A 25,752-nucleotide genomic window follows, 5' to 3' on the forward strand; every position below is an offset into this window, starting at 1 on the left:
GCCCCAGGGCCTCACGCCTTGCCGTTCAGCGGCGCGCCCCGGTCCCGCATGAACGACACCGGGTCGACGGCACCCCGGCTGGAACGATCTCCGTCGAGGTGTACCTCGAAGTGCAGGTGTGGCCCGGAGGAGTTGCCGCTGGTGCCGACCTCCCCGATCACCTCGCCGGCCTTCACGAGTTGACCGGGAACAACCCGGGGTTTGACGATCATATGGCAGTACCGGGTGACGTATCCGCCGGCGTGCAGCATGTCGACGAACCAGCCGCACCCGCCCTTGCCCGGCCAACCGTCCACGTCACAGCTCCGGCCGCCGCGATGGTCGGGGTCGCAGCGGGCTACCAGCACCCGGCCGGTGGCGGCGGCGCGGATCAGGGTGTGCTTCGGCGCGCCGATGTCGACGCCGTTGTGGCTGGGCCGACTCGCGGTCCGGAACCCGGACCCGACGCCACCGGGGATCGGCGCGGTCCAGCCCGAGGCGGCGATCTGGCCTCGGGTGGCCGCGTTGCAGATGTTCTGCTTCGCCACCTGCACCGTGCGGGCTGCGCCCCCGGCGAGCGCGTCCACGATCTTGCTGGCCAGTTCCTCGTGCTTGGCGTAGGCATCCGGGAAGGCACTGACCTGCACCCGCTGGGCGGCCCGGGTCAACGACATCTGCTCCCAGTTGGGGACCTTTACCAGCTTCTCGTAGAACTTCCGGGACGTGTAGGCCGGGTCCTGCAACTGTGCCGGTGAGCCCCAGCCCTGGCTGGGGCGTTGCTGGAAGAGGCCCACCGAGTCATGGTCGTTGCGGCTGCCGAGGTGGGGGAGGTTGCGCAGACCGGACTCCTGCATGGCGGTGGCGATCGCGACGACCCATCCCCGGGGCGGAACCTTCATGTCGGAGCCGACCTTGATGATGACGGCGGCGTTGCGGATCTGACTGTCGCCGTACTGGGCGAAGCGCGGCATCTTTCCTGACACGTTGACCTGGTGCGTCCGTCCGCAGCCGGACCGGGCCTCGGGGGAGAGGTCATCCCCACCGCCGCTCAGTTCGGTGAGGAAGAACGCCGCCGTGCCGCCGGTGCAGCAGAGCAGCGTGAGGGCCGCGGTCAGCGCGGCGGCCAGGGCCCCGACGCGCAGTTGCCGGCGGCGTGGGGCCCCGCCTTCGAGGTGATCGCTCATGTCCGCTCCCAGTCCACAGCGTCGACCAGCCACTGCCCGTCCGGAGCCACGAGCTCCAGCCGTAGACGCCCCGAGTCGAGCGGCACCAACACCTCCACGAAGCGCTCCGTCCGGGGCCGGAGGCTCGGTTCTCCGGTCGTCCGCTTCGCCGGGACCCCCGCCGGATCGGCACCGGCGAGTTCCTCGGTCAGTTCCGGCGTGGAGAGCGGGCGCAGGGCGGCATGCCATTCGTCGGCCCTGTCGTCGCGACCACCGAGCCAGGCGGCGGTGAACCTGTCCGCGACCTGCTCGGGCGGCGGTGCGCCCGGACGGCTCACCGGGGACGGGGGCGTGGTGCTCCCGACCACGCCGTCGTCCCCGGCAGTCGGGTCGACTGTGGTGATCGGCTCACTCGGTCGGTTGCTCAGGCCCGTCGCCGGGCCCACCGAATCGGAGAAGAGCCGCGCCGCTCCGAGAACCCCCACCACGAGGACGCCGATGGCCAACGCGATGCCCAGCCGGGACCTCAGCGCCTTCGTGAACAGGAATTCAATCGCCCGTCGCATCACACTCACCGCGCCTCGGTGCGGATCCGCGGCGCGGTGGGCCGCGAGGTCGCGGGCTTGGTGGAGCCGGGACGGTAGATGACGAAGGACGGGTTTTCCTCGGGCACGTCCGGCTCGGTCCATGTTGCTGGCTGGCGACGCCGGGGCTGGGGCGCGGTGGGACGCGCGGTGCCCTGCTGTTCGGGCGAGGTGGCCTCATCCGAGCGGTCGCTGCCGTCCGGTCGCTGCCGCTCGCTGGCCGTGGCGGTGCCGGTGGCCGTGCCGGTGGCGGTGGTGGTGGCGGCGGTGGTCGTGGCGGCCTTGGCCTGGCTCGGATCCTCGTGCCGGGCCTCCGGCCGGAGGCTGCGCTGCTCCAGTCCCACGCCTCGCCGCCGGGCCAGGGTGGGCTCGGCGGTTCCGCCCGGTTCGGCCACGTCCAACCGTGCGGCTGTGCGCATGTCCCGGAAGAACCGACGATGCCACGAGCCGGCCGAGCTGACGGCCTCGCTGCTGTCCTTGCCGCCGAGCTGGGTGATCCGACGGTACGGGCGCAGCAGCAGCCAGCCGACCACCCCGCAGAGCCACACCAGCACCACCTGGAGCCAGCCAGGCAGGGTCGCCGTGCTCATGATCAGGTCCACGGCGAAGAGGTAGATCGCGGCCCCGGTGCCGAAGATGGCGATGTTGAACACCGCGGCGACGACGGCGTTGGCCAGCCGCCGCAGTCCGGCGCTCGCCGGACGCATCAGGCCCACGGTGCCCAGGATCGGGGCCGCGATCACCGCCCACCGGAAGATGAGGAAGCCCAGCAGGACCAGTAGCGAGGCGGTGAGGTCGAACATCGCGAAGAGCAGCGCGGCGAGCACTGCGATGAAGCCGGAACCGACCCGGTCCATGTCCCGGACGCCCTGGAGGTACTCGTACGCCTCCGGGTCCTCGTCCTTGATCTGCTGCGCGACCCGCGCCCACTGTTGCTGCTTGGCGTCGATGGTCGCCTCGCGCGTCTTCGGATTGGACCGGAGCTTTTCCGCCTCCTCCCAGGAGATCGACTTCGCGTCGTAGAGCACGGGGCCGTACTTCTTGGCCGTCTCGCTGTCGGCCGATCCGAGCACTCCGCGCAGCCAGTTCCGGTAGAGCATGGACTCGGTGGCGGTGTCACTGGCCCGGACGGCAGGGGGGCGCTTGTCGATGCAGGCATCAGGGCTCGGCAGAGCGCACTTGTCCGCTGGAATGTCTCTGGTCGCGGGGCCGACCGCGTCGTGGACGACGCCGAGGGTGGTGACGAGCGTGCCGTCGGCGATGTTCGCGGACTTGACCGGCCAGGCGGCCAGGGCCGTAACAGCCACCATCACCAGCAGGGCCCAGCCCGCAGTGGTCATGGCGTTGCTCATGTCCGACTGGCGGGAGCGCCAGAGCAGGTAGAGGCCCACCACGCACAGCGTGACGATGCCGAAGACGCTGAACACTTTCTGGTAGACGGCCTTGGTAGCCTGCTCGACCAGCGGGTCGGCCCAGCCCCACATCGACCGGGGGTCCCAGGCCCGTTCTCGCAGCGCGTTCGAGCCGCCGATGATGGCCGTGGCGATCATGAACTCGCCGTTCGCCACGGTAGTGGTGAACTTGTAGTCCGGGTGGATGACCGCGGAGGCGCAGCCGCCCGGGATGTCGTACGTCGGGTAGCTGTATCCCGCGTACCCGTAGTCGCTGTAGAGGCCCTTCGGGCCGGGCAGTTTGGCGGAGTCCGGACGGGCGGCGAACCAGCCGGCGAGCCCGGAGTCGGGTGCGGCGGGGACCGGTGCGTTGCGGCACTTGACTTGGTCTTTGCTGACCTCGGTCAGCTTGCCGACGCAGGTGCGGAAGTCGGCCTGCCACTCCTGGGTGGTGCACAGATCCGCGCGGGCCTGGGCCGTCGGCGGGGCTGCGTACGCCGGGTCGCCGCCCACCAACGGCCAGGCGACGGTGGCCCCGGCGAGTACGCCGAGCGCGAGCAGGAACGCCGCTAACCGGGCCCGCACCCTCGCCATGTCACGCCTCCAGGTCCGGGAGATTGGTCGGCAGTTGCCCAGCCGTCGCGGCGACTGCGGCGGGGGTGGTGTCCAGGTGATCCAGCAGCCCGTCGACGTACGACACGTCCACCCGGACCTTCTGCACCCGCCCGTCGACGTCGCGCATGACGAACTCGCGGAAGCCGAGCCGGACGGCCGAGGTGGCGTCCGCGGTCGACAGCGAGGCCAGGGTGGCCTCGTACCCGTCGTTGACCGGGACGCGGAGCAGCCGCAGCGCCTCGGAGGCGATTTCGGTGTCCTCGGCGATCCGGCCGACGAAGACGGTGGAGACGAGGTTCTGGACGTCGAGGCCGAGGATGTCCCGCGGGTTCTGCGAAGCGACCAGGGCGGCGAGGTTCCACTTGCGGGAGTCGCGGGCGAGTCGGACCAGGAACGATCGGCCGGAGCGCCAACCCTCCATGAAGTGCGCCTCGTCCAGGCCTACCAGTTTCCGCGATGACATCGAACCGCCGTAGCAGCGGCGTACCGCCAGCCGGTGGGCGGTGTGCAGCATGGGCAGCGCGAGGGCCTCCTCGGCCGACCAGTACTCCCGTTCGATCTTGAGGTCGGGCAGCCGCAGCCCGGCCATGGTGATCACGGTGAGCGCCGCGTCGGCACCGAGCAGACCCTCCGGCGGGCGGCCGAAGAAGAGCATGGCCAGCGGCATTTCGGCCGTGTCCAGCAGCAGGTTGGCCAGTTCCTTGCCGGCGTCGGCGTCGAGCTGACCCAGGCAGGCGACCACGTCGTCCAGGGTGGACGTCTCCTCTGCCGGCACCTGGCGCACGGCGTGCCGGAACAGGGTGGCGGTGGACGCCTCCCGGGCCACCTGCGGCGGCACCAGCATCATGCAGATGTCCTGTACCAGCATGCGGCGCTCGGCGCGGGCGTTGGAGATCGCGATCTCGAACTCCCGGTCGCCGGTCGCGCCGGCGCTGAACTCGCTGCGTAGCGGCGTCGGGATGAGCGCGTACGGTGCCAGCGTCCCCTGCTCGGAGCCGGTCAGGTTGAGCACCCGCGAGTACGGCCGCAGCTCCGGCATGTTGCACAGCCGGGCCAGCGGCCCGGACGGGTCGAGCAGGGTCACCTGCACCCCGCGCCGGGCGGCGAGGTAGCCCAGCGCGCCGAGCAGCGTCGACTTGCCGCCGCCCGGCTCGGCGACGAAGACCGCGAGCCCGGAGCGTTCCCGCACCTCCATCGGGAAGTGCATGTCGAGGAAGACCGGCCGGCGGCAGGTGCCGGCGGTCCGCCCGATGAGGTCGCCGCGCCGGTCGCCCACCGTCGACGCGGCCTGTGGCAGCGCGGCGGCGAGCAGGTTGACCGGCATCCGGCGGACGTAACCGGTGTTGGCGATCGGCTCGCCGGGGATGAACTCCCGGGCCAGCCAGTCCTGGTTCTTCGGGTGTTGCAGCGAGACGCGCAGCTCCCGGGAGTAGAGCTGGATCAGCCGGCGGGCCCGTTCCAGGCACTCCTCCCGGGTCCGGCCGCCGACCGCGATCCGGTGCCAGCCGTGCGCCCGGGCGGAGTCCACCGGCAGGCCGGTGGTCATCTCGTCGCCGATCACCAGCGCCCGCTTGGCCAGTCGCTCCAGCTCGGGCGGGGCGTCGATGCCGTGTTCGGCGTAGTCGAGCTGCTGGGAGCGGATCATCCGCAGCCGGTGCTCAAGGTTGCGGAACGAGTCACCGGAGCCGAGGATGTCGACCCGGGTGGAGATCTCCATCGGCCAGGGCAGGCGCTCGTGGAAGTGCAGCCAGGGCTCGTGCCGCTCGGGGATCTCCAACGGCTCCATCCGGCCGACCGCGAGCACGGCCACGTGCCGCTCCTCGCCGGTCATCCGGTTGACCAGCTTCACCGTCGACCCGTACGGGGTGCGGTAGCGCTCGACCTGCTCGGTGAGGGCGAGGAGGTCTCCGCGCTCCCACCGGCCGTTGGTGATGGGGGAGAGGGTGCCGGGTGGGGCCATGCACAGCGCGACCGAGCGGTAGAGCAGCCACTCAAGCTCCTGCGCGGTCACCCGCCGCCCGCGCATGCCGAACGCGCCCAGCACCTCGTCGAACTGTTCGACGGTGCGGCCGAGCTTGCGGCGCTCGCCTTCGGCGACGCCCCGGCCGAAGGTGCGCAGCAGTCGCTCGGTGAGCGAGTCGCCGAGGGAGCGCCGCGCGAAGGTGACGCCGAGGTACGTCTGCCCCTCGGCGTGGTTGACAGAGAGCAGGTGCCGCTGGGCCGCCACCAAATGGTCGCCCCAGCCGGCGGTGCCCGGCACGTCGGGCAGCGGGGCTGCGGTGTGCGTGTCGATGGTGCGGGCCCACTCGTCGGCCGGGAAGGGCCGGGTGGTGCGGCGCAGGTGCAGCCGGAATCCGGCGAGCCCGGCGTACTGCTCGGAGATGGCGGCGAGCAGCGCCTCCCGTTCGGCGTCCGGCCGGAACGCCCAGCGCACCTCGGGCAGCCAGTACCAGGCGGTGACGGTGTTGGGGGTGAATGTCAGGTGGCCGGCGATCTCTGTGATGGCCAGTTCGACCGACGGGTCCCGATCCCCGAACTTGATCTTCGGTGCCCGGACCGGCTTGGCCTGCCTGGCCGGTTTCGCGGCCTTCCCGGCCTTGTCGGGCCGGGCCGGCTTGCCTGGCCGGTCGCGCCGGTCGACCGTGCGCTGGCGGGGCGGCGTGGCCTCCCGGCTGGCCGGCGCCGGTGCCGGCTCGGGCGCGTGGCGGGTCGCCAGCTCCGGTTCCCGGTGCGGTTCGGGCATCCGGTGCGGGGGCCGCTCCGGCTCCCGGACGGCGGGCGGCGCGACGTCGCGCCAGCCGTACGTCTCGTCGTCGGGGTCAGTGACCTGGGTGACCGGGGGCGGGGGCAGGTCGGGCCCCGCGGCGGGACGGACCGCCGGGAGCCGGTCCACCGGCTGCTGGGGGACCCGGGCCCGGCTCTGCGGGGCGGGTGCCGGTGCCGGTACCGGGGTGCGCTCGACCGGCGAGGGGGACCGCTCGACGGGGGCCGGCTGCACCTCCGCGCGGGCGGGCGGCGGTACGGCGGCCACCTGCTGGTGGGGGATCGCGGGCAGGTCCCGGCCGGTCGGTCGGGGCGGGGCCGGCAGCGCGGGCCGGGACGCCACCGGGTGGGCGCCGCCGAACAGGTCGAGGAACGGGGAGTCGATGTCCGCGTTCTCGGCGACCATCGGCGCGGGCGGCTCCGGTGCGCCCGGGCGTCCCGGTGCGGGGCGTGGCGCCTGGAAGACCCCGACCCGGCCGTGACCGGGCGTGGTGGCGAGCGCCGGGTCGAGGGCGACCTCGTCCAGCTCTTCGCCCACAGGGTAGTCGAACGAGCGCGCACGGTTACCCTGCGGTGCGGTGTGGCGTCCTGCCGGGGAACCCGGCGTGGAAGAGCGGCTCATGCCACCGCCTCACCCGAGTGCCGCGACCGCCCGATCGGTGTACGCCCGGTCATGCCAGTTCCTCCCGGATCCTGATCCGGCTCGCCACCATGCGCGGGTCGCGCTGCTCGACGGCCGACTCCCGGGTGCGTCGCCAGTCGGTCAGCGCGGTACGGATCACCATGCGCGCGGGCCGGTCCGGGTCGACGTACCGGAAGATGAACGAGGTGCTCACGATGGCGAGGGCGATCTCCCAGGCCGGGAAGAGTTCGACCCGCAGCGTGAACAGCCAGTGGATGAACATGTAGAGGGGTACGAGCAGCATGAACAGGCCGTACTGGGCGTACGGCAGGTGCACGGGCAGGGTGTAGCCGGGCGGCCCGAGGTAGACCAGGCGGGCCCGGTAGATGTCGTCGTCGGTGCGCAGCCGCATTTGCCCGCGCCTATTCGAAGATCAGGTCGATCAGGTAGTCACCGATGAAGAAGAGTGTCGCCGCCCCGGCGATGAAGGCCAGCCCGACGATCGCGATGGCGGAGCTGGTCAGCACCTTGGAGATCTCACCGCGGCTGGCCCGGCCGATGAAGATGACGCCGAGCACGGCCAGCAGGATCGGAGCGATCTTGCTGGCGAAGAAGGTGACGATGTTGTTGGTGTCGATGCCCTTGGGCGCCGGCTCGGCGAGTGGAGTCGACGCCAGGGTGTGGAGCGCGTGGCTGACGGCGGACGTCGTCGTCTCCATGAGCTCGATGGCGATCACTGGAACCTCCCCATGTCGCGGCCGGCGAAGCCGCGGCGGTGCAGTAGGCAAGCCTGGCGGGATGGTGCTTACTAGGCGCAGCGTCGGCGACCCTGCGTCCGTTGCCCACCACGGAGGGTGGTGAGCTTTGGGGGGATTTTTCCCGCTTTGACCCTCCCTCCAGGCTTCGCCGTCTCACTGCTGGGCAATTCCAAAGGGTACGGGCCGCCCCCCTTTGCGACAAGCCGCGAAGACTCGACCCGGAACGACCCGGACGTCCGATCGTACACCTGTTCCAATGCGCATGTCAGGGCCGTTCGTGCTGCGACGGACCGGGCCGCCGGGAGCCGCCGGAACGACCGGTACCGTGCAGTCGTGACCGATCTGGTGCGGGCGCAGGCCCCGGTGGTGATGGGTGTCCTCAACGTCACGCCCGACTCGTTCTCCGACGGCGGCCGGTACGCCGACTTCACCGCCGCCGTCGCACACGGGGTGCGACTCGCGGTGGACGGCGCGCACCTGGTGGACGTCGGGGGCGAGTCGACCCGCCCCGGTGCGGACCGGGTGGACGCGGAGACGGAGGAGGCCAGGGTGCTGCCGGTGATCCGGGAGCTCGCCGCCGCCGGCGTCGCGGTCAGCATCGACACCAGCCGTGCCCGGGTCGCCGAGGCCGCCCTCGCGGCCGGGGCCGCCGTGGTCAACGACGTGTCCGGAGGTCAGGCGGACCCGGACATGGCCCGGGTGGTCCGCGACGCCGGCTGCCCCTGGGTGCTGATGCACTGGCGGGGGCACTCCCGGGGGATGCGCGAGCTGGCCCACTACACCGACGTGGTGATCGATGTCCGGGCCGAGCTGGCCCAGCGGATCGACGCCGCGCTGGCCGCCGGTGTGCCGGCCGACCGCATCGTCGTCGACCCGGGCCTCGGCTTCGCCAAGACCGCCGAGCACAACTGGCAGCTCACCGCCCGCCTGCCCGAGCTGCTGGAGCTCGGTTTCCCGCTGCTGTTCGGGGCCAGCCGCAAGTCGTACCTGGGCCGGCTGCTCGCCGACGCCGACGGCGTCCCCCGGCCGACCGCCGGGCGGGAGGCGGCCACCGTCGCCACCAGCCTGCTCGCGGTGGCGGCGGGCGCCTGGGGGGTACGCGTGCACGACGTGCTCGGCACGGTCGACGCGCTGGCCGTCTGGCGGGCCGGCGGCCGTCCCCGCCTCGTGTCCGACCGGGCCGGCGGTAAGCGGATCGACGGAATCCAGACGGAGGGGGACCGGTGACCGACCGGATCACGCTGACCGGCCTGCGGGCGCACGGGCGGCACGGCGTCTACGACTTCGAGCGCGAGCGGGGGCAGGACTTCGTCGTCGACGCCGTCCTCGAACTGGACCTCGCGCCGGCCGCCCGCTCCGACGACGTGACCGACACGGTGCACTACGGCGAGCTTGCCGACCGGCTGGTCGAGGTGCTCACGGGGGAGCCGGTCAACCTGATCGAGACGCTCGCCGACCGGCTCCTCGCGATCTGTCTGGCCGACCCCCGGGTGGTCCGGGCGACGGTGACCGTGCACAAGCCCGAGGCCCCGGTCCCGCACGCCTTCACCGATGTCGCGGTGACCATGACCCGGACCCGTTCCGGCCCGCCGGCCCACCCGCCCGGCGGCGGCCCGACGTCGACCACCGGCCGCACGGCGCCGGCGCAGCCCCAACCGGAGCCGCAGCCGCAACCGGAGCCGCCACCCCCGTCCGCCGGGAACGGGGGTGTGGCGTGACCCGCGCCCTGCTCTCCCTCGGCAGCAACCTCGGCGACCGGGTGGCCCACCTCCGTTCGGCCGTGGACACCCTCGGCGAGGCGGTGCTGCTGGTCTCCGGCGTCTACGAGACCCCGCCGTGGGGCGACGCGGACCAGCCGGCGTACCTCAACGCGGTGGTGCTGGTCGAGGACCCGGCGGCGGCCCCACGGGACTGGCTGACGCGGGCCCGGGCCGCCGAGCGGCGGGCCGGCCGCGAGCGCGACCCGCAGCGCCGGTTCGGTCCGCGCACGCTCGACGTCGACGTGGTCGCGGTGTGGGACGACGCGGGTGAGCCGGTGCGCAGCGACGACCCCGAGCTGACGCTGCCGCACCCCAGGGCCCACCTGCGGGCGTTCGTGCTGCGGCCGTGGATCGACATCCAGCCGTACGGGCGGCTGCCCGGGCACGGTTGGCTGACCGATCTGCTGAACGCCGAACCGGTGGCCGGTGACGCCCTGGAACTGAGTCCCCGGCCGGATCTGGCGTTAGAGTCGTCGACATGAGCCAGTGGAGCCGGCCGGCATGACCCAGGCACAGTCCCCACCGCCGCGCGGGACGGACCCCGAACGGTCCAGGATGGGCCCCACCCGGATCTCCACCCTGGTCGTCGCCGGACTGGCCGCCGCAGCGGTGGCCTGGCTGGCGATCAGCGGCTTCTACTACGAGGGCTTCCCCCGCCTGCCGTGGCTGCCCGTCGTCACGCTGGCCGCGCTGGCGGTGCTGGAGGCGTACGCGGCGGTCAACACCCAGGGCCGGCTCAAGCGCAAGCCGGGCCGTGACCCGGTCAACCCGCTGCTGGTGGCCCGGTTCGTGGTGCTGGCCAAGGCGTCCGCGCTGGCCGGGGCGATCTTCGCCGGCTGGTGCGCCGGGCTGACCGGGTGGCTCTTCGTGGAGCGCACCCAGGCGGCCACCGAGGACCGCCCGGCCGCCGGGGCGGGGCTGCTCGCCTCGCTCGCGCTGGTGGCCGCCGCGCTCTGGCTGGAGCGGGCCTGCCGGGTGCCGGACCAGCCGGAGGACGAGCGTGACACCGGCGATCGGGAGAGCCGCCCGGGTCGACGCTGAGCGCGGGGGTTACGCCCGGCCCGGCGCGCAGGTACCGTGCCTGGCGACCGGTGAGCAACGGCCGCCCCGGTCCGCCCGCGTCGGACCCTGCGGCCGTGACCTGGGGAGGGCACGCGTCATGGGGTACGACGATCCGGGCCGCGACGCCCCGGTGCAGCCCTCGTCGGGCGTGCCCGCGGCGGTGCTGGAGAACGTCTTCGACGACCCGACGCACGGCGAGCCGGGGCGGGATCGAGTCGCCGTGCACGTCACCTGGGAGCTGGTGCTCGCCGCCGGCCTGGCCGTGCTGACCTGGCTGCTGTGGCGGGACGACCCGGCCGCGCTGCGCGACGACGGCCTGCGGGTCCTGCTGGTCGACGTGGTGGCGGTGGGGCTGCTCGTCCTGGCCGCCGGCCTGAGCCTGCGGACGGCGGCGGTGAACCTGGCGGTGGGCCCGGTCGCGGTCGCCGCCGCACTGCACTTCGCCGAGCAGGGCGACCGGGGGGTCGAGGTCGCGGTGGGCCACGCCGCGGCGGTGGCTGCTGTCGGCGGTCTGCTGGTGGGGCTGGCCGTGGTCGTGCTGCACGTGCCGGGCTGGGCGGCGAGTCTGGCCGGCGCGGCCGGCGTGGTGGTCTACATCGAGCGGCGGGCCACGCCGGTCCTCGTGCAGGGTGGGTATGACCCCCGCGACAGCGCGTTCTACCTCTTCGTCGGCTTCGCCGCGGTGGCGGTGCTCGGCGGCTTGTTCGGGGCGATCCGACCGGTGCGCCGGCTGGTCGGGCGGTTCCGGGCGGTGGCCGACCCGGCCCGCCGCCGGGGCGGGGCGGCCAGCGCCGTCGTCGTGGTCTCGTTCGTCCTGTCCACCGTCCTCGCCATGCTGGCCGGCATCCTGATCGCCGGCAACGGCGCCGGGCCGGTCGTACCGACCGAGGGACTGGGCTGGACGGTGCTCGCCGTGGGCACCGCGCTGCTCGCCGGCACCAGCGCGTACGGCCGGCGCGGCGGGATCTTCGGGACCCTGCTCGCGGTGAGCCTGGTCACCGTCCTGCTCGCCTGGTCCAGGGCCCGGGGCTGGCAGGTGAGCCGGTGGACGGTGGGCGGGGCCGCGCTCGGCGTCGGCCTGGTGGTGACCCGGCTCGTCGAGGCGTACGGGCGACCCCGGTCGGCGGGTGCCGACGTGGAGGCCCGTTCGGGCGGCGACGGCGCCATCAGCTCCGGCTGGTCGGTGCCCCGGCCGGCGCCGGTCGAGGACTGGCCGCCCGCCCTGCCGACCCGGTCCGACGACACACCCGCGGACCCCTGGGACGCGTCCCGTTGGGACACCCACCCTCCGCGCTGGGACGGCGGCGACCGCTGACGCCCCGCCCGTACACCGCCGACGGATACCCGGCGCGCACGGCGTCGGCGTACGCCGCGTGGCCGCCCACGCCCGGCCCGCGCCGCGTCCGCCGCGCCCCCGGTGATCTCGGCGGTTAGGCTCGGCGGCATGACCGAGACACCTTCCACCGGCACCGGCGGGAACACGTTCGAGGAGCTGGACGCGCTCTCCACCGAGGAACTGCGGGAGCGGGCGTTCGCGCTGGCCCGGGAACGTCGTGACGTCGGGTTCTACTGGTCGGTGCTGCGCCACCTGCCCAACGCCGACGAGGCCGCCGTGTTGGACGGTGCACCGAACTCGGTCGGCCCGACCATCGACGAGGCGTCCGCGCTGTGGCGGGAGCTGACCGGGCACGGCTACGAGGAGTCGGCTCCGCTGCTGCGGGCCAAGTTCATCGACTACCTGATGAAGCGCTAGCCGGGCCGACCGTGGTGACCCGCAGGTTTGCCCGTCGGGGCGTACCGGGAACTGGTCGCGCCATGCCTCCCACCAACCGCTCCGCCACGGTCAGCAGGTACGGGACCGCGGCCGGCACCGGCATCCTCGCGGTGCTGGTGCTCGTCGGGGTCTGCGGCAGCCCGTTGTACGTCGGGTGGGCGGAGGACAGCACCGACCCGAACGGGGCCGGCGGTTGGTTCCTGCGGCTGCTCGCCTGGCCGGCCTGGCGCCTCAGCTCCGACGACCCGGGGCAGGGGGTGCTCGCCACCGACCTGCGGGCCATCCTGCTGGTGATCCTGGCGGGGGCCCTGCTCTACCTGCTCCCGGCCTCGCAGGTGGCCCGGGTGCAGGGGTCGTTCAGCCAGTTCTTCTCCGGCTGGGGGGCGTACGTGCTGGCCGCCGGCCTGGCCGCGCTGGTCAGCACGCTGCTAGGGCCGGACCCGTCGCTGCTCGCCGCGCTGCAGGCCGCCGGCACCGGTGCCACCTACGGCTTCCTCTCCGGCTGGATCATCGGCACCGCCAGCCTGGGCGGCCGGGCCTGACCCGGCGGCCGGGCCGGGCCGCGGGCGGGGGACCCGGCCGCCCGGCGCGGTCAGCGTCCCGCCCCCAGCGCGCGTTCCCGGGTGAGCACGCCGGCCGGCCGGCCGTCGGCGGTCACCAGCGCCCGGTCCGCCCCGGCGGTGAGCATCACGGCCAGCGCGTCGTACGCCGACGAGCCCAGCGCCACCTCGGGCAGCCCGGCGGGGTCGGCTGGTGCCGGATCCAGCGCGTCCCGGGTGACTGGGGTCACGGCGAGCGCGCGGATGCCCCGGTCCTCGCCGACGAACTCCCGGACGAACGGGGAGGCGGGCGCCCCGAGCAGGGCCGCCGGGGTGTCGTACTGCTCCAGCCGGCCGCCCTCGGAGAGCACCGCGATCCGGTCGCCGAGCCGGACCGCCTCGTCCAGGTCGTGGGTGACCAGCACGATGGTCTTACGAACCTCCGCCTGGAGCCGGAGGAACTCCTCCTGCAACCGGGTCCGCACGATCGGGTCGACGGCCGAGAACGGTTCGTCCATCAGCAGCACCACCGGGTCGGCGGCCAGCGCCCGGGCCACCCCGACCCGCTGCCGCTGGCCGCCCGACAGCTCGTGCGGGTAGCGGCGACCGAACTGCCCCGGGTCCAGCCCGACCAGCTCCAGCAGTTCCTCGGACCGGCGGCGCACCCGGTCCCGGGCCCAGCCGAGCAGCCGGGGGACGGTGCCGACGTTCGCCAGGACCGTCTGGTGCGGGAAGAGGCCGACGTTCTGGATCACGTAACCGATCCGGCGGCGCAGCTCGACCGGGTCGACCCGGGTCACGTCCTCGTCGCCGAGCAGGATCCGGCCGCCGGTCGGCTCGATCAGCCGGTTGATCATCCTGAGCACGGTCGACTTGCCGCAGCCGGACGGGCCGATCAGCACCACCAGTTCCCCGGCCCTGACCTCCAGGCTCAGCTCGCGGACCGCCTCGGTGCCGTCCGGGTAGCGCTTACGGATGCCCTCCAGAGCGATCGACGCGGCACTCTGGCCGGCGTCACCGGTGGTTCCCGGGGTAACGTCCACGCATGTCCTTCCGCCTGAGCTACCGGGCCGACCCGGGTAACCCGTGGTTCTCCTGGCAGTTCGTGCGGGACAACTCTGACACGATCCTCGCCGCGCTGCGCGACCACGCCTCGCTGACCGCGCGGGCGGTGCTGATCGCCGCGCTGGTGGCCCTGCCGCTCGCCCTGGTGGCCCACCGGTTCCGCCCGCTCGCCGGCCCGATTCTCGCATTCACCGGCGTGCTCTACACGATCCCGTCCCTGGCGCTGTTCGCCTTCCTCGCGCCGTACCTGGGGATCGGGGCGGTGACCGTGCTCAGCGTGGTGGTGCTGTACGCGCTGCTGGTCATCGTCCGCAACGCCGTCGCCGGGCTGAGCCAGGTCCCGCCCGAGGTCCGCGAGGCCGCCGAGGGCATGGGATACGGCCGGTGGGGCCGGCTGCTGAGGATCGAGCTGCCACTGGCCCTGCCCGGCATCCTCACCGGTCTGCGGCTGGCCACCGTGTCGACCGTGGCGCTGGTGACCGTCGGGGTGGTGGTCGGCCGGGGCGGGCTGGGACAGCTCATCTTCGCCGGCTTCCAGAACAACTTCTACAAGGCCCAGATCATGACCGGCACGCTGCTCTGCGTCCTGCTGGCCCTGGTGCTGGACCTGATCCTCGCCGGGATCGGCCGGGCGGCCACCCCCTGGCTGCGCGGGATGCGATGAGCGGCCACTGGACGGGCCCGGCGAGCAGCCATGACACGCCCCCGGCGGGCGACCTGGGGGCGGGGCCGACGAACGACCGCAGGAGGGTAATCCGGTGAGCAACCCGGTCGGCCAGGCGGTGCTCTGGCTCAACGACCCGCTGAACTGGACCAACCCGGGCGGCGTCCTGGACCGGCTCGGCGAGCACCTGAGCATCTCGGCGGCGGCCGTGCTGCTCGGCTGTCTGGTGGCCTGGCCCGTCGGGCTCTGGCTCGGGCACACCGGGCGGGGCGGCGGGCTGGTCGTGCTCGTCTCCAACGTCACCCTCGCCGTGCCGACCCTGGCCCTGCTGACCATCCTGCCGCTGACCTTCCTCGGCTTCGGCCGACCGTCGGTGGTGGTCGCGCTGGCAGTCTTCGCGGTGCCGCCGCTGTTGGCCAACGCGTACACCGGGGTGCGTCAGGCCGACCCGGAGGCCCGGGACGCGGCGCGCGGAATGGGGCTGTCCGGCGGGCAGGTGCTGCGCCGGGTCGAGCTGCCGCTTGCGGTGCCGTACCTGGCGGCCGGCTTCCGGACCGCGACGGTGCAGGTGGTGGCGACGGCCGCGCTGGCGTCGTTCGTCAACGGCGGCGGCCTCGGCCAGATCATCCGGACCGGATTCGGCCTGGACATCGCCGCCGGGGGCGGGCAGATCATCGCCGGGGGCCTGCTGGTGGCCGGGCTGGCGGTGCTGGCCGAACTGGTGCTGGCGCTGGTCGAGCGGGTGGTCACCCCGCGCCCGCTGCGCCCGGCCCGGCGTCGGGCGAACCGCCGCGCCGCGGACGCCGTCGCCGGCACCTGAGGGCAGGGCCGTCCGACCGCCCTCGTACGCCTCCGGTGTGACGATCCGGTGACAAAGCGCGCCTCGGGTTGGCGGGGTCGGCCGTCAGGATGTTGGGTGGAAGATCGCGGGCGATGAACAAGAGGGGTCGCCCGTCGGACACGCGGCCGGCCCGAACGGGCCGCGCCGGGACACGGAAGGCGGGCTTGATGCGCGCACGTACACGCCTGGCAATCGGCGCGATCGGCGTCCTTACCGCGGCCGGGTTTCTCACCGGTTGCGGGGACGCCGGGTCCTCCGGGACCGAGGCGCCCGAGCAGGGCGCGTCGGGAGCCGGGTGCGCCCCGGTGGCTGGTGATCAACTGGTCGTCCTGACGGATGACAAGAAGCTGCAGAACAGCGACAACATCCTCCCGGCGATCAACGCGAAGGTGGCCAAGCCGCAGCTGGTGGCGGCGCTCGACAAGGTCTCCGCGGCGCTGGACACGCCGAAGCTGATCGGCCTCAACAAGGCCGTCGTCGTGGACCGCAAGACCTCCAAGGTCGCGGCGGAGGAGTTCGCCGCGGCGAACAACCTCACCCAGGGGCTGGAGAAGGGGCCGGGCGGCACGATCGTGGTGGGCGCCGGCAACTTCAGCGAGAGCGAGACCCTCGCCGAGCTGTACCGGATCACCCTCACCGCCGCCGGCTACCAGGTCAAGGTGCAGCAGATCGGCAACCGGGAGCTCTACGAGCCGGCCCTGGAGAAGGGCGAGATCCAGATCGTCCCGGAGTACGCGGCGACCATGGCCGAGTTCCTGAACACCAAGGCCAACGGCAAGGACGCCCCGGCGGTCTCCTCGCCCGAGCTGGACAAGACCGTGGCCGCGCTCAAGGCCAGCGGCGAGAAGGCCGGCCTCGCCTTCGGCGCGCCGTCGGCCGCCCAGGACCAGAACGCGTTCGCCGTCACCAAGGCCTTTGCCGACAAGTACGGGGTCAGCACCCTCTCCGACCTGGCCGCCAAGTGCTCCGGCAGCGCCACCGTGCTGGCCGGCCCGCCGGAGTGCCCGCAGCGGCCGATGTGCCAGGCCGGCCTGGTCAAGGTCTACGACTTCAAGGCCGGCTCCTTCAGCTCGCTGGACGCGGCCGGTCCGCAGACCAAGACCGCCTTGACGACGGGGAACGCCAGCGTCGGCCTGGTCCTCTCCTCCGACGGGGCCCTCGCGGTCGGCTGACCCACCACCGGTCGTCGGCGGCCCCGCGCCGCCGGCGACCGGTGCCCGTCAGGGCGTCCGCCCCGTTCCCAGCCGTTGGAACTCTCGGTAGGCTGCACACCCATGCCCGACCCGGTTGCCGTCACCGACAGGCGTGAGTCCCGTCTGCTGCCCGTGCTCTTCTGGACCGGCGTGGCGTTCGCCCCGGTCGCGGCGCTGATCCTGTTGGTCGCCGACGGCAACGGGCCGCTGCGGTTCGCCGCCGTGCTCGCCGTCACGGCCGTGGTGCTGATCGGTCTCTCGATCGCCCTGCGCACGGACGGCGGCGGCAGCCGGGCCGAGATCGAGGCCCTTTACGACGACATCGAGGAGCTGCGCCGCGAGCTGCGCGGCGAGATCGCCGCCGCCGGGCAGCGCGGCAACCAGGCGCTCGACGCGTCCCAGGGGGCCCAGGACCAGGTTGCGGCGCTGCGTCGCCGGCTCGACGCCGTGGCGACCGCCGCCGCCCCCGAGCCGTCCGCCGAAAGGCCGGCCGGCGCCGGCCGCGCCCGGGTCCCGCTCGCCGAGGCGTACGACGACGCGCGCCGCCCCCAGGACATCGACGAAGCCCATTCCGGGCGGGTCCGGGTGCCCGGGACGGCCCACGATGACGAGCCACCCGTCCGCCGGCCCCGGCCGACCCCGCGTTCCGGGGCCGAACGGCCCGTCCAGCCCGGCGGCCCCGGACCGGCGCCCCGGCCAGCCGAGCCCGACGCCCGATCGTCCGGGCCGGGTGCCCCTGAGCCGGCTGCCCGCCCGATTGCCCCCGAGCCCACTCCCCGCCCAGTCGGGCTGGTCCGGCACACCGAGACCGTGCACGTCACCACCCGGCACACCGTCGTCGACGGGCCGGAACCGGGCATGGGCCTGTACGGTGCCGGTCCCGCCGGCCGGTGGCCGTCCACGCCGCAGGAGCGACCGTGGGCCAGCGCGGTCGCCCCCGAGCCGGAGGACCACTGGGCCGGGCACGCCGACTCGTCCGCCCGTACCCGTCCCGAACCGCCCGACGACCGCTCCCGGCCGCCGCAGCCGACCGAACGGCACGCGCTCGGCCGCTCCGCCGCCCGTGCGGCGCCCGCCTGGCCCGTCCCGGGTGAGGAACCCGCGTGGCCCGTGTCACGGGACGAACCGGGCCGGACGGCCCTGCGCGACGAGGCCCTGCGTGGGGCGGCATCGCGCGACGGGGCCGCGTGGGCCGGCCGGCCCGACGACGCAGGCGGGGCGGGTCAGTACGGCGATGCCGGCCGGGTGGGCCGGTACGACTACGCCGACCGGTCCGATCACCACGACGGGCGCGGCCACGCCGACGGGCCGGACTGGGGACGCCCCGCCGACGGGCCGGGCTGGGGAGATCACGTCGACGAGCCCGGCCGGGCAGGCAGGGCCGACGAGTCCGGGGGAATGCGGGCGGGTGTGCCCGACGGGGCCCGGCCCGCCGACCGGGGCTCGTGGGACGCGCCGGGTTGGTCCGCCGGTGCCGGGCGTGCCCGCCCGTACCAGCCCGAGCCGGCACCCGCCGGACCCGGCCAGTGGTCGGAGCTGCGGGCCGGGGACCGCTGGGCGGAGGTGCACGACGACGAGCGGGGCCGGGAGGTCCGGGTCGGAGAGCGGCGAGCCACGGCGCACGCCGACGGCAGCGGGTACCGGGTCGAGGACCGCTGGGCGTCGGTGCGGCGGAGCGAGCCCCGCCCCGGACGCAGCCAGGGCGAGCAGCGGTGGGACGAGGATCCGGGCGGCCGACGGCCGGACCCGGAACGGACCGGCCGGCATCAGAACGCCGACGGGGAGTGGTCCGGCCATCCGCCCCGCGACGACCCGCCCCGCGCCGGTGGCGCCCGCTCGGCGGACCGCCGGCCCTGACCGCCGGCCGACCGGCCGCCGACGGAGCGCGGCGTACAGCGCCCGGCTACTTGTCGATGTCGCCCACCACGAAGAACATCGAACCGAGGATGGCGATCAGGTCCGGCACCAGGCAGCCGGGCAGCAGCGTCGCCAGCGCCTGCACGTTCGCGTACGACGCGGTGCGCAGTTTCAACCGCCACGGCGTCTTCTCGCCCCTCGACACGAGGTAGTAGCCGTTGATGCCGAGCGGGTTCTCCGTCCACGCGTAGGTGTGCCCCTCCGGGGCCTTCACCACCTTCGGGAGCCGGGTGTTCACCGGCCCGGTGAGCCGGTCCACCCGGTCCAGGCACTGCTCGGCGAGGTCGAGTGAGGCGTACACCTGGTCGAGCAGCACCTCGAACCGGGCGTGGCAGTCCCCGGCGGTCTTGGTGACCACCGGCACGTCGAGCTGGCCGTACGCCAGGTAGGGCTCGTCGCGGCGCAGGTCCAGGTCCAGCCCGGAGGCCCGGGCGACCGGGCCGGACGCGCCGAACGCGGCGGCGTCGGCGGACGACAGCACCCCCACCCCGACTGTGCGGGCCAGGAAGATCTCGTTGCGTCGGATCAGGTTGTCCAGGTCCGGCATCCGGCGGCGCACCTCGCCGATCGCCGCCCGGGCCCGACCCGTCCAGCCGGCCGGGACCTCCTCCTTCAGCCCGCCGACCCGGTTGAACATGTAGTGGATCCGGCCGCCGGAGACCTCCTCCATCACCGCCTGGATGGTCTCCCGCTCCCGGAACGCGTAGAACATCGGCGTGATCGCGCCGATCTCCAGCGGGTACGAGCCGAGGAACATCAGGTGGTTGAGCACCCGGTTCAGCTCGGCCAGCGCCATCCGCAGCCAGGTGGCCCGCTCGGGCACCTCCATGCCCATCAGCCGTTCGACGGCCAGCACCACGCCCAGCTCGTTGGAGAACGCCGACAGCCAGTCGTGCCGGTTGGCCAACACGATGATCTGGCGGTAGTCGCGTACCTCGAACAGCTTCTCCGCGCCCCGGTGCATGTACCCGACGATCGGCTCGGCGGCGATCACCCGTTCCCCGTCGAGGACCAGCTTCAGCCGCAGCACCCCGTGCGTGGACGGGTGCTGCGGGCCGATGTTGAGCACCATGTCGGTGCCGAGCTGCTCCCCGCCGGCCCCGGTGCCGACGGTCAGCTCGCGCAGGTCACCGGTGTCCGTGGTCATGCCCGTCATCGTGCCATGAGCGGATCGACGGTGACGCCGACCGGTTGGAGCAGCCACCGGTGTCCGCCGAGCCCGGCCGGGTCGGTCAGCTCGGCGACCGCCGACGCGGCGGCGAGCGCCCGCACGTACCGGGCCGGGTCGGTGGCGGCCAGGCTCAGCGGCGGTCGCCCGCCGTCGGCCCCGAGCGCCCGCAGCGCCTCCCGCTGCGCGAGCAGGGTGTACGCGCGACCCGCGACCCGCGCGCCGGCGGCGGCCACGGAGTCCATGGCGACGTGCGCGGTGACGTCGCAGGAGCCGTCGGGCACCGGGGGCACCTGTCGCCCGTCCCGGTAACCGGTCAGCGTCCGGCCGACGGGCCGGGACCGGCGCGCGTGCCCGTAGTCGACGGCCACGGCCAGCCCCCGGTCGAGGTGGCCCACGGCGCGGGCCCAGGCCTCGTCGCGTTCCCTGCCCAGCTCGACCTCCACCCCGTCGAGCGGGGGGCGCGTGGGCGCCCCCGGGACGGGCCACCACCGGGCGAGCCAGTCGGCGTCCTCGGCGCTGAGCGGGTCGCCGGTGGACTCGTCGCCCGTCGCCGGGTCCACCAGCAGATAGCGCCAGCCGTCCCCGGTGGGCACGGCCAGGTCCAGCGGGACGTTGTCGAGCCACTCGGTGGCCACCAGCAGCCCGGTGATCCCGGCCGGGATCTCGTCCACCCAGTCGACCCGCGCCGGCAGGCCGTCCGGGCGGGGGGCCCTCTCGACGGCGGTGAGCCGGAGCCGTCGGGCCAGCGGTGCGGGCCCGTCGGGTTCCTCGGGAAGCGCCGCGAGCAGCGCTCGCAGCAGCTCGCCCCGGCCCGCGCCCACGTCCACCAGGTCCAGGGTGGGCGGTCGGCCGAGGGCCCGGTCGACGGCGCGTACCAGGCGCAGGAGGCAGGACGCGAGCACCGGGGAGGCGTGCGCGCTGGTGCGGAAGTGGGCCGCCGGTCCGGGACCGGCGACGAAGAAGCCGCCGGGCCCGTACAGCGCCCGGTCCATCGCGTCCCGCCAGCGCGGCGACATCAGTTCATTCCACGTTCAGGGGCCGTCATCGTGCCGACCCTACGGTCTGGTGGCATGAGACGAATCGCGATCCCCGCGCTGGCGGTCGTACCCCTGTTGCTCGCCGGCCCCGCCGCCGCCGCGCCGCCGGCCGGCGGCACGCCGCGTCCGGTGCGGGCGGTGGTCGAGACCCCCGCCCTGTTCGACGACGCGGCCGGTGGCGACGCGGACGCCGACGACCCCGCGATCTGGGTGCACCCGACCGACCGGGGCGGCACGCTGGTGGTCGCCGCCGCCAAGAACGGCGGCCTGCGGGTGTACGACCTGGCCGGCCGCGAGCGGCAGGCGATCCCCACCCCGCCGGCCCCCGGCCCGGACGACGAGGCCGGCCGGTTCAACAACGTCGACCTGGTGGCCGGCTTCCGGCTGGGCGGCCGGCAGGTCGACCTGGCCGTGGTCACCGACCGGGGTCGCGACCAGCTCAGGTTCTACCGGATCGACCCGGCCACCCGGCTGCTGACCGACGTCACCGCGCCGGACGTGCCGTTCGCGTTCAGCCGGGACCAGGCCGAGGTGAACGAGCAGCGCACCGCGTACGGGCTGGGCACGCACGTCGACCGGGCCGGGGTCGCGTACGCGGTGGTCAGCCGGCGCAGCACCACCCAGGTGGGGACGTTCCGGCTGGTCGAACGGGCCGGCCGGGTCTCCTACCGGCCCGTGGACCGGCTCACCCTGCCCGCCACGTTCACCCTGCCCGACGGCACCGCCTGGTCGCCGTGCACCGACCCGGGCGACGGGCCGCAGGTCGAGGGGACCGTGGTGGACCCGGACACGGGCGTGGTGCACCTGGCCCAGGAGAAGGTCGGCCTGTGGCGGACCCGGCTGGTCGGCGGTCGGTTCGCCGAGGCCCCCCGGTCGGTCGAGCGGGTCCGCGAGTACGGCGTCCCGGCCGCGTTCGACCCCGTGGCGGACGACTGCGTGACCGACCACGCGGCCGATCCCGGCTTCGGCGGCCGGATCGCCCAGGACGTGGAGGGGCTGACCATCCACCGGACGGGACGCTTCGCCGGCACCCTGATCGTCTCCAGCCAGGGCGACGACACCTTCTACACGTACGACCGGCGCACGGGCCGGCCGGTCGGGCGGTTCGCGGTGGTCGACGGGGCGGTGGACGGCTCCCAGGAGTGCGACGGGGCCGCCGTGGTCGCCACCGGGCTGCCGGGCTTCCCCGGCGGCCTGCTGGTGGTGCACGACGGCCGCGAGACCCCCGGGACGCCGGGCGTGGACGGCGCGGCCCGGCCGGCGACCAACTTCAAGTTCGTCGACGCCGGCTTCCTGCGTCGCCGCTGACCGCCGCGGCCGGGTCGCCGCGCGTCCGCGCGGTGACCCGGCCGCAGCGGTGAAGGTTTTCACACACTCTTGTTCCGGCTCCTTAACCACGGCGCATACTTGCCATCGACCGGTACCCCCTTTTCGAGGACTGGATCGTTGCCATGAGCGCACCGCTGCGCCCGCGTCCGGCCGTGCCCTCCAGGGCCGCCGTACCCGCGGGCGGCGCCCCTGCCGGCGCCCCGCTCGTCTTCCCCCGCGTGCTCACCGTCGGTGTCATCGGCGCCGGCCGGGTCGGCGCCGTGCTGGGTGCCGCGCTCGCCGCCGCCGGACACCGGGTGGTCGCCGCCTCCGGCGTCTCCGGGGCGGCCAAGGCCCGGATCGCCCTGCTGCTGCCCGAGGCCCGGAACCGCTCCGCCACCTCCGTGGCCCGGGCCGCCACCGACCTGCTGCTGATCGCCGTCCCCGACGACGCGCTGGCCGGGGTGGTGGCCGGGCTCGCCGAGACGGGCGCGCTGCACCCCGGCCAGGTGGTCGCGCACACCTCCGGCGCGCACGGGCTGGGCGTGCTCGCCCCGGCTGCCGCCGTCGGGGCCCGTCCGCTGGCCCTGCACCCGGCGATGACCTTCACCGGTACGCCCGACGACCTCGGCCGGCTCGCCGGAATCTCGTACGGGGTGACCGCCCCGGCCGAGCTGCGTCCGCTCGCCGTCCGGCTGACCGCCGACCTCGGCGGGGTGCCGGAGTGGGTGGCGGAGGCCGACCGGCCGCTGTACCACGCGGCGCTGGCGCACGGCGCGAACCACCTGGTCACCCTGGTGAACGAGGCGGCCGACCGGCTGCGCGACGCCGGGGTGGGCCAGCCGGAGAAGGTGCTCGCCCCGCTGCTGCGGGCGGCGCTGGAGAACGCGCTGCGGCTCGGCGACGACGCGCTGACCGGCCCGGTGTCCCGGGGCGACGCCGGCACCGTACGCCGGCACCTGGAGCGGCTGGCCGCGACCGCGCCCGAGTCGGTGGCCCCGTACCTGACCTTGGCCCGGCGGACGGCGGACCGGGCCATCGCGGCGGGCCGCCTACGCCCGGCGGACGCCGAGTCGCTGCTCGACGTGCTCAGTGGGACCCATCGGGAGGTGGCAGCGTGAGTGTGAGGAGTGAGCCGATCTTGCGAGCCCCGCAGTCGCGAACCGAGGTGGCAGCACAGTGACCGAGTTGGTGCGGACCCGCGAGGAACTGGCGAAGGCGCGCGCCGGGCTGACCGGCACGGTCGGGGTGGTGATGACCATGGGCGCGCTGCACTCCGGGCACGAGACGCTGCTGCGGGCCGCCCGGGAACGGGCCGACCACGTGCTGGTGACGATCTTCGTCAACCCGCTCCAGTTCGGCCCGAGCGAGGACTTCGACCGGTACCCGCGCACCCTGGCGGCGGACCTGGAGGCCTGCCGGCGGGCCGGAGCGGACCTGGTCTTCGCGCCGGACCGGGAGGAGATGTACCCGGACGGTGAGCCCCGGGTGCGGGTGAACCCGGGCCTGTTCGGCGAGGACCTGGAAGGGCTGAGCCGGCCGGGCTTCTTCCACGGGGTGCTCACCGTGGTGCTCAAGCTGTTCCAGCTCACCCGCCCCGACCTGGCGTTCTTCGGCGAGAAGGACTACCAGCAGCTCACCCTGGTCCGGCGGATGGCCCGGGACTTCGACCTGCCGGTCGAGGTGGTCGGCGTGCCGACCGTCCGGGAGCCGGACGGCCTGGCCCTGTCGAGCCGCAACCGCTACCTCTCGGCGCAGGAGCGGGAGGCGGCGCTGAGCCTGTCGGCCGCGCTGCGGGCCGGCGCGGACGCCGCCGACCGGGGACTGGACGCCGGCGCGGTGCTGGCCGAGGCCCACCGGACGTTCGGCTCCGGCGCGGCCGGGGCCCGGCTCGACTACCTGGTGCTGACCGACCCGGACCTGGAGCCCGGCCCGGTCGCCGGCCCGGCCCGGCTGCTGGTCGCGGCCTGGGTCGGCGCCACCCGGCTCATCGACAACGCGGCGATTCGGCTCGCCCCCCGCTCCTGACCTCTCCGCGCGCGAAAGGCACCCCGATGTTCCGCACCATGCTCAAGTCGAAGATCCACCGCGCCACGGTGACCCAGGCCGACCTGCACTACGTGGGCTCGGTGACGGTGGATCAGGATCTGCTCGACGCGGCCGACCTGCTCCCGGGCGAGCAGGTGGCGATCGTGGACGTCACCAACGGGGCCCGGCTGGAGACGTATGTGATCCCCGGCGAGCGGGGCAGTGGCGTGATCGGCATCAACGGCGCCGCCGCACATCTGGTGCACCCGGGCGACCTGGTCATCCTGATCTCGTACGGGCAGCTGGACGACGCCGAGGCGCGGGCGTACCGGCCCCGGGTGGTGCACGTGGACGCCGACAACCGGGTGGTCGAGCTGGGCGGCGACCCGGCCGCGGTGGCGCCGGGCACGGCCGGCGATCCGGTCCCGAGCCCGCTCGCCGTCGTCGGCTGACCGGCCGGTCGGGTCGGCCGTCTGCGAACTTCGGCTCGTACGCGGTCTGTCACCGATGGTCATCTGTGGTTACTCTGAGGTCGCCGTCGTGAGCTGGTGGCTGGGGAGGCCCGATGCGCCGTGCGATGACGACCCTGTGCGCGGCCCTGGCCGCGGCGGTCGTGCTGGTCGGCTGTGGTGCCTCCACGGGGCTCGACGGCGACCTCACCGACGACTGGGCGGCCCTCGCCCCGGCCGGGCCGTTCACCCCGGCCGCGGGGGTGTGTCAGGTCGCCGACTTCACCGAGACGGTCACCCTGGCGGCGTACGCGCCGGTGGACTGCGCCGTCGCGCACCGGGTGGAGACCGTGTACGTGGGCGCGTTCCCGGCGGAGCGGGCCGCCCCGCCGGCCGGTGGGTCGACGGAGCTGCGCGGCGCGTTCGCGGACTGCGACGCGAAGGCCACCGGGTACGTGGGCGACGACTGGCGGGCGGGCCGGCTCCGGCTGGCCGTGGCGCAGCCGTCGAAGCCCGGCTGGGCGTCCGGTGCCCGCTGGTACCGCTGCGACCTGACCGAGGTGAGCACCGCCGAGGCGGGGGCCGTGCCGGTCACCCGCACCGGCAGCCTGCGCGACGCGTTGAAGGTGGCGTCGCCGCTGCGGCTGGGCTGCCAGCGCACCAGGTTCGCCGGGACGCGGGGGAAGCAGGTGCTGACGCCGGTCGGGTGCGCCACCCGGCACGACGCCGAGTTCGTCGGGGTGTGGAAGGCGCCGGACCGGCCGTACCCGGCCCGGGACGCCGACTGGGCCCCCTTCTACACCGGCTGCCGCTCGGTGCTCGCCCGCTACGTCGGCGTGCCGGACGACGGCGACCTGAGTTACCGCAGCGGCGTGATGATCCGCCCGCCCGGAGCGGGCCGGTGGCGGGTCGGCGACCGGGGCGTCCGCTGCTACCTGTGGCTCAGCGACCGCTCGGTGACCGCCTCGCTCAAGGGGGCCGGCCCGGCGGGGATCCCGGTTCGGACGAAGTAGCGGCGCCGGGCGTCGTAGCCGAAAACCGCTCGTCGTGCCCCCGCCGCCCGGGGCGA

24 protein-coding genes and 1 pseudogene are annotated in these 25,752 nt (G+C 74.3%); 16 read left to right on the forward strand and 9 right to left on the reverse strand.

Going from position 1 to position 25,752, the window contains the following annotated elements; genetic code table 11:
* Positions 1–11 precede the first annotated feature (11 nt).
* From ACH4T9_RS05755 to ACH4T9_RS05780, 6 genes are read right to left on the reverse strand one after another with little or no spacing between them, the layout of a single operon-like run.
* Positions 12–1,163 carry a M23 family metallopeptidase gene (locus ACH4T9_RS05755; RefSeq protein ID WP_396670607.1) on the reverse strand — a complete coding sequence of 384 codons (1,152 nt, stop codon included), beginning with the start codon at positions 1,161–1,163 and terminating at the stop codon, positions 12–14.
* Positions 1,160–1,717, reverse strand: coding sequence for a hypothetical protein (locus ACH4T9_RS05760; RefSeq protein ID WP_396670606.1), 558 nt, complete (start codon positions 1,715–1,717; stop codon positions 1,160–1,162). The genes ACH4T9_RS05755 and ACH4T9_RS05760 overlap by 4 nt, the downstream gene beginning before the upstream one ends.
* The gene (locus ACH4T9_RS05765) at positions 1,714–3,711 is read right to left on the reverse strand and encodes an MFS transporter (protein ID WP_396670605.1); all 1,998 of its coding nucleotides are present in this window, start codon (positions 3,709–3,711) and stop codon (positions 1,714–1,716) included. Before ACH4T9_RS05765 ends, ACH4T9_RS05760 begins: the two co-directional genes overlap by 4 nt.
* Position 3,712: 1 nt before the next feature.
* Positions 3,713–7,117, reverse strand: coding sequence for an ATP-binding protein (locus ACH4T9_RS05770; RefSeq protein WP_396670604.1), 3,405 nt, complete (start codon positions 7,115–7,117; stop codon positions 3,713–3,715).
* A gap of 49 nt (positions 7,118–7,166) precedes the next feature.
* Positions 7,167–7,529, reverse strand: coding sequence for a hypothetical protein (locus ACH4T9_RS05775; protein ID WP_350881378.1), 363 nt, complete (start codon positions 7,527–7,529; stop codon positions 7,167–7,169).
* A 10-nt stretch (positions 7,530–7,539) separates the two neighbouring features.
* Positions 7,540–7,854, reverse strand: coding sequence for a hypothetical protein (locus tag ACH4T9_RS05780; RefSeq protein WP_350881380.1), 315 nt, complete (start codon positions 7,852–7,854; stop codon positions 7,540–7,542).
* Between the two features lie 354 nt (positions 7,855–8,208).
* On the opposite strand from ACH4T9_RS05780, the gene folP reads away from it, so the two are divergent.
* The 7 genes and pseudogenes from folP (at position 8,209) to ACH4T9_RS05815 (ending at position 13,013) form a co-directional block, all read left to right on the forward strand.
* Positions 8,209–9,102: a dihydropteroate synthase gene (gene folP, locus ACH4T9_RS05785; protein WP_387014251.1), complete on the forward strand. Its 894-nt coding sequence runs from the start codon at positions 8,209–8,211 to the stop codon at positions 9,100–9,102.
* A pseudogene (gene folB, locus ACH4T9_RS05790) lies at positions 9,099–9,452 on the forward strand (dihydroneopterin aldolase); the annotation flags it as partial. The gene folP and the pseudogene folB, both read left to right, overlap by 4 nt.
* Positions 9,453–9,589: 137 nt before the next feature.
* Complete coding sequence (gene folK, locus ACH4T9_RS05795; RefSeq protein WP_396670603.1) at positions 9,590–10,117, forward strand: 2-amino-4-hydroxy-6-hydroxymethyldihydropteridine diphosphokinase; 528 nt, start codon at positions 9,590–9,592, stop codon at positions 10,115–10,117.
* 19 nt (positions 10,118–10,136) lie between these two features.
* Positions 10,137–10,676: a DUF3180 domain-containing protein gene (locus tag ACH4T9_RS05800; protein WP_396670602.1), complete on the forward strand. Its 540-nt coding sequence runs from the start codon at positions 10,137–10,139 to the stop codon at positions 10,674–10,676.
* Positions 10,677–10,794: 118 nt separating this feature from the next.
* Positions 10,795–12,012: an ABC transporter permease gene (locus ACH4T9_RS05805; protein ID WP_396670601.1), complete on the forward strand. Its 1,218-nt coding sequence runs from the start codon at positions 10,795–10,797 to the stop codon at positions 12,010–12,012.
* A 129-nt stretch (positions 12,013–12,141) separates the two neighbouring features.
* Positions 12,142–12,450 carry a hypothetical protein gene (locus ACH4T9_RS05810; RefSeq protein ID WP_396670600.1) on the forward strand — a complete coding sequence of 103 codons (309 nt, stop codon included), beginning with the start codon at positions 12,142–12,144 and terminating at the stop codon, positions 12,448–12,450.
* A gap of 62 nt (positions 12,451–12,512) precedes the next feature.
* On the forward strand, positions 12,513–13,013 hold the full coding sequence (locus ACH4T9_RS05815) for a hypothetical protein (protein ID WP_396670599.1): 501 nt from the start codon (positions 12,513–12,515) through the stop codon (positions 13,011–13,013).
* A 50-nt stretch (positions 13,014–13,063) separates the two neighbouring features.
* On the opposite strand, the gene ACH4T9_RS05820 is transcribed toward ACH4T9_RS05815, so the two are convergent.
* Positions 13,064–14,053, reverse strand: a complete 990-nt coding sequence (locus tag ACH4T9_RS05820; RefSeq protein WP_350881394.1) for an ATP-binding cassette domain-containing protein — start codon at positions 14,051–14,053, stop codon at positions 13,064–13,066.
* A 2-nt stretch (positions 14,054–14,055) separates the two neighbouring features.
* Between ACH4T9_RS05820 and ACH4T9_RS05825 the strand changes: the two genes are divergently transcribed.
* The 4 genes from ACH4T9_RS05825 (at position 14,056) to ACH4T9_RS05840 (ending at position 18,630) form a co-directional block, all read left to right on the forward strand.
* Positions 14,056–14,739 (forward strand): ABC transporter permease, encoded by a 684-nt coding sequence (locus tag ACH4T9_RS05825; RefSeq protein WP_396670598.1) that lies wholly within the window; start codon positions 14,056–14,058, stop codon positions 14,737–14,739.
* 94 nt (positions 14,740–14,833) lie between these two features.
* Positions 14,834–15,559 (forward strand): ABC transporter permease, encoded by a 726-nt coding sequence (locus ACH4T9_RS05830; RefSeq protein ID WP_396670597.1) that lies wholly within the window; start codon positions 14,834–14,836, stop codon positions 15,557–15,559.
* Positions 15,560–15,885: 326 nt separating this feature from the next.
* The gene (locus ACH4T9_RS05835) at positions 15,886–16,752 is read left to right on the forward strand and encodes a glycine betaine ABC transporter substrate-binding protein (RefSeq protein ID WP_396670596.1); all 867 of its coding nucleotides are present in this window, start codon (positions 15,886–15,888) and stop codon (positions 16,750–16,752) included.
* A gap of 102 nt (positions 16,753–16,854) precedes the next feature.
* On the forward strand, positions 16,855–18,630 hold the full coding sequence (locus ACH4T9_RS05840; RefSeq protein WP_396670595.1) for a hypothetical protein: 1,776 nt from the start codon (positions 16,855–16,857) through the stop codon (positions 18,628–18,630).
* Positions 18,631–18,676: 46 nt separating this feature from the next.
* On the opposite strand, the gene ACH4T9_RS05845 is transcribed toward ACH4T9_RS05840, so the two are convergent.
* Together ACH4T9_RS05845 and ACH4T9_RS05850 are read right to left on the reverse strand one after the other, a co-directional pair.
* A complete protein-coding gene (locus tag ACH4T9_RS05845) occupies positions 18,677–19,846 on the reverse strand; it encodes an NADH-quinone oxidoreductase subunit D (protein WP_396670594.1) in 1,170 nt (389 codons plus the stop codon).
* The gene (locus tag ACH4T9_RS05850) at positions 19,843–20,877 is read right to left on the reverse strand and encodes an SAM-dependent methyltransferase (RefSeq protein ID WP_396670593.1); all 1,035 of its coding nucleotides are present in this window, start codon (positions 20,875–20,877) and stop codon (positions 19,843–19,845) included. Before ACH4T9_RS05850 ends, ACH4T9_RS05845 begins: the two co-directional genes overlap by 4 nt.
* A gap of 54 nt (positions 20,878–20,931) precedes the next feature.
* Between ACH4T9_RS05850 and ACH4T9_RS05855 the strand changes: the two genes are divergently transcribed.
* The 5 genes from ACH4T9_RS05855 to ACH4T9_RS05875 all read left to right on the forward strand — a co-directional run bounded on the left by ACH4T9_RS05855 (position 20,932) and on the right by ACH4T9_RS05875 (position 25,696).
* A complete protein-coding gene (locus ACH4T9_RS05855; protein WP_396670592.1) occupies positions 20,932–22,206 on the forward strand; it encodes a phytase in 1,275 nt (424 codons plus the stop codon).
* Positions 22,207–22,349: 143 nt separating this feature from the next.
* Positions 22,350–23,327, forward strand: a complete 978-nt coding sequence (locus tag ACH4T9_RS05860; protein ID WP_396670591.1) for a Rossmann-like and DUF2520 domain-containing protein — start codon at positions 22,350–22,352, stop codon at positions 23,325–23,327.
* Between the two features lie 58 nt (positions 23,328–23,385).
* The gene (panC, locus tag ACH4T9_RS05865) at positions 23,386–24,234 is read left to right on the forward strand and encodes a pantoate--beta-alanine ligase (protein ID WP_396670590.1); all 849 of its coding nucleotides are present in this window, start codon (positions 23,386–23,388) and stop codon (positions 24,232–24,234) included.
* A gap of 26 nt (positions 24,235–24,260) precedes the next feature.
* Entirely contained in the window at positions 24,261–24,686 is a 426-nt protein-coding gene (gene panD / locus ACH4T9_RS05870) for an aspartate 1-decarboxylase (RefSeq protein WP_350881414.1), read from the forward strand.
* 113 nt (positions 24,687–24,799) lie between these two features.
* Positions 24,800–25,696: a septum formation family protein gene (locus ACH4T9_RS05875; RefSeq protein ID WP_396670589.1), complete on the forward strand. Its 897-nt coding sequence runs from the start codon at positions 24,800–24,802 to the stop codon at positions 25,694–25,696.
* Positions 25,697–25,752: the final 56 nt, after the last annotated feature.

Source organism: Micromonospora sp. NPDC020750 (genome assembly GCF_044334565.1).
GTDB lineage: Bacteria > Actinomycetota > Actinomycetes > Mycobacteriales > Micromonosporaceae > Micromonospora.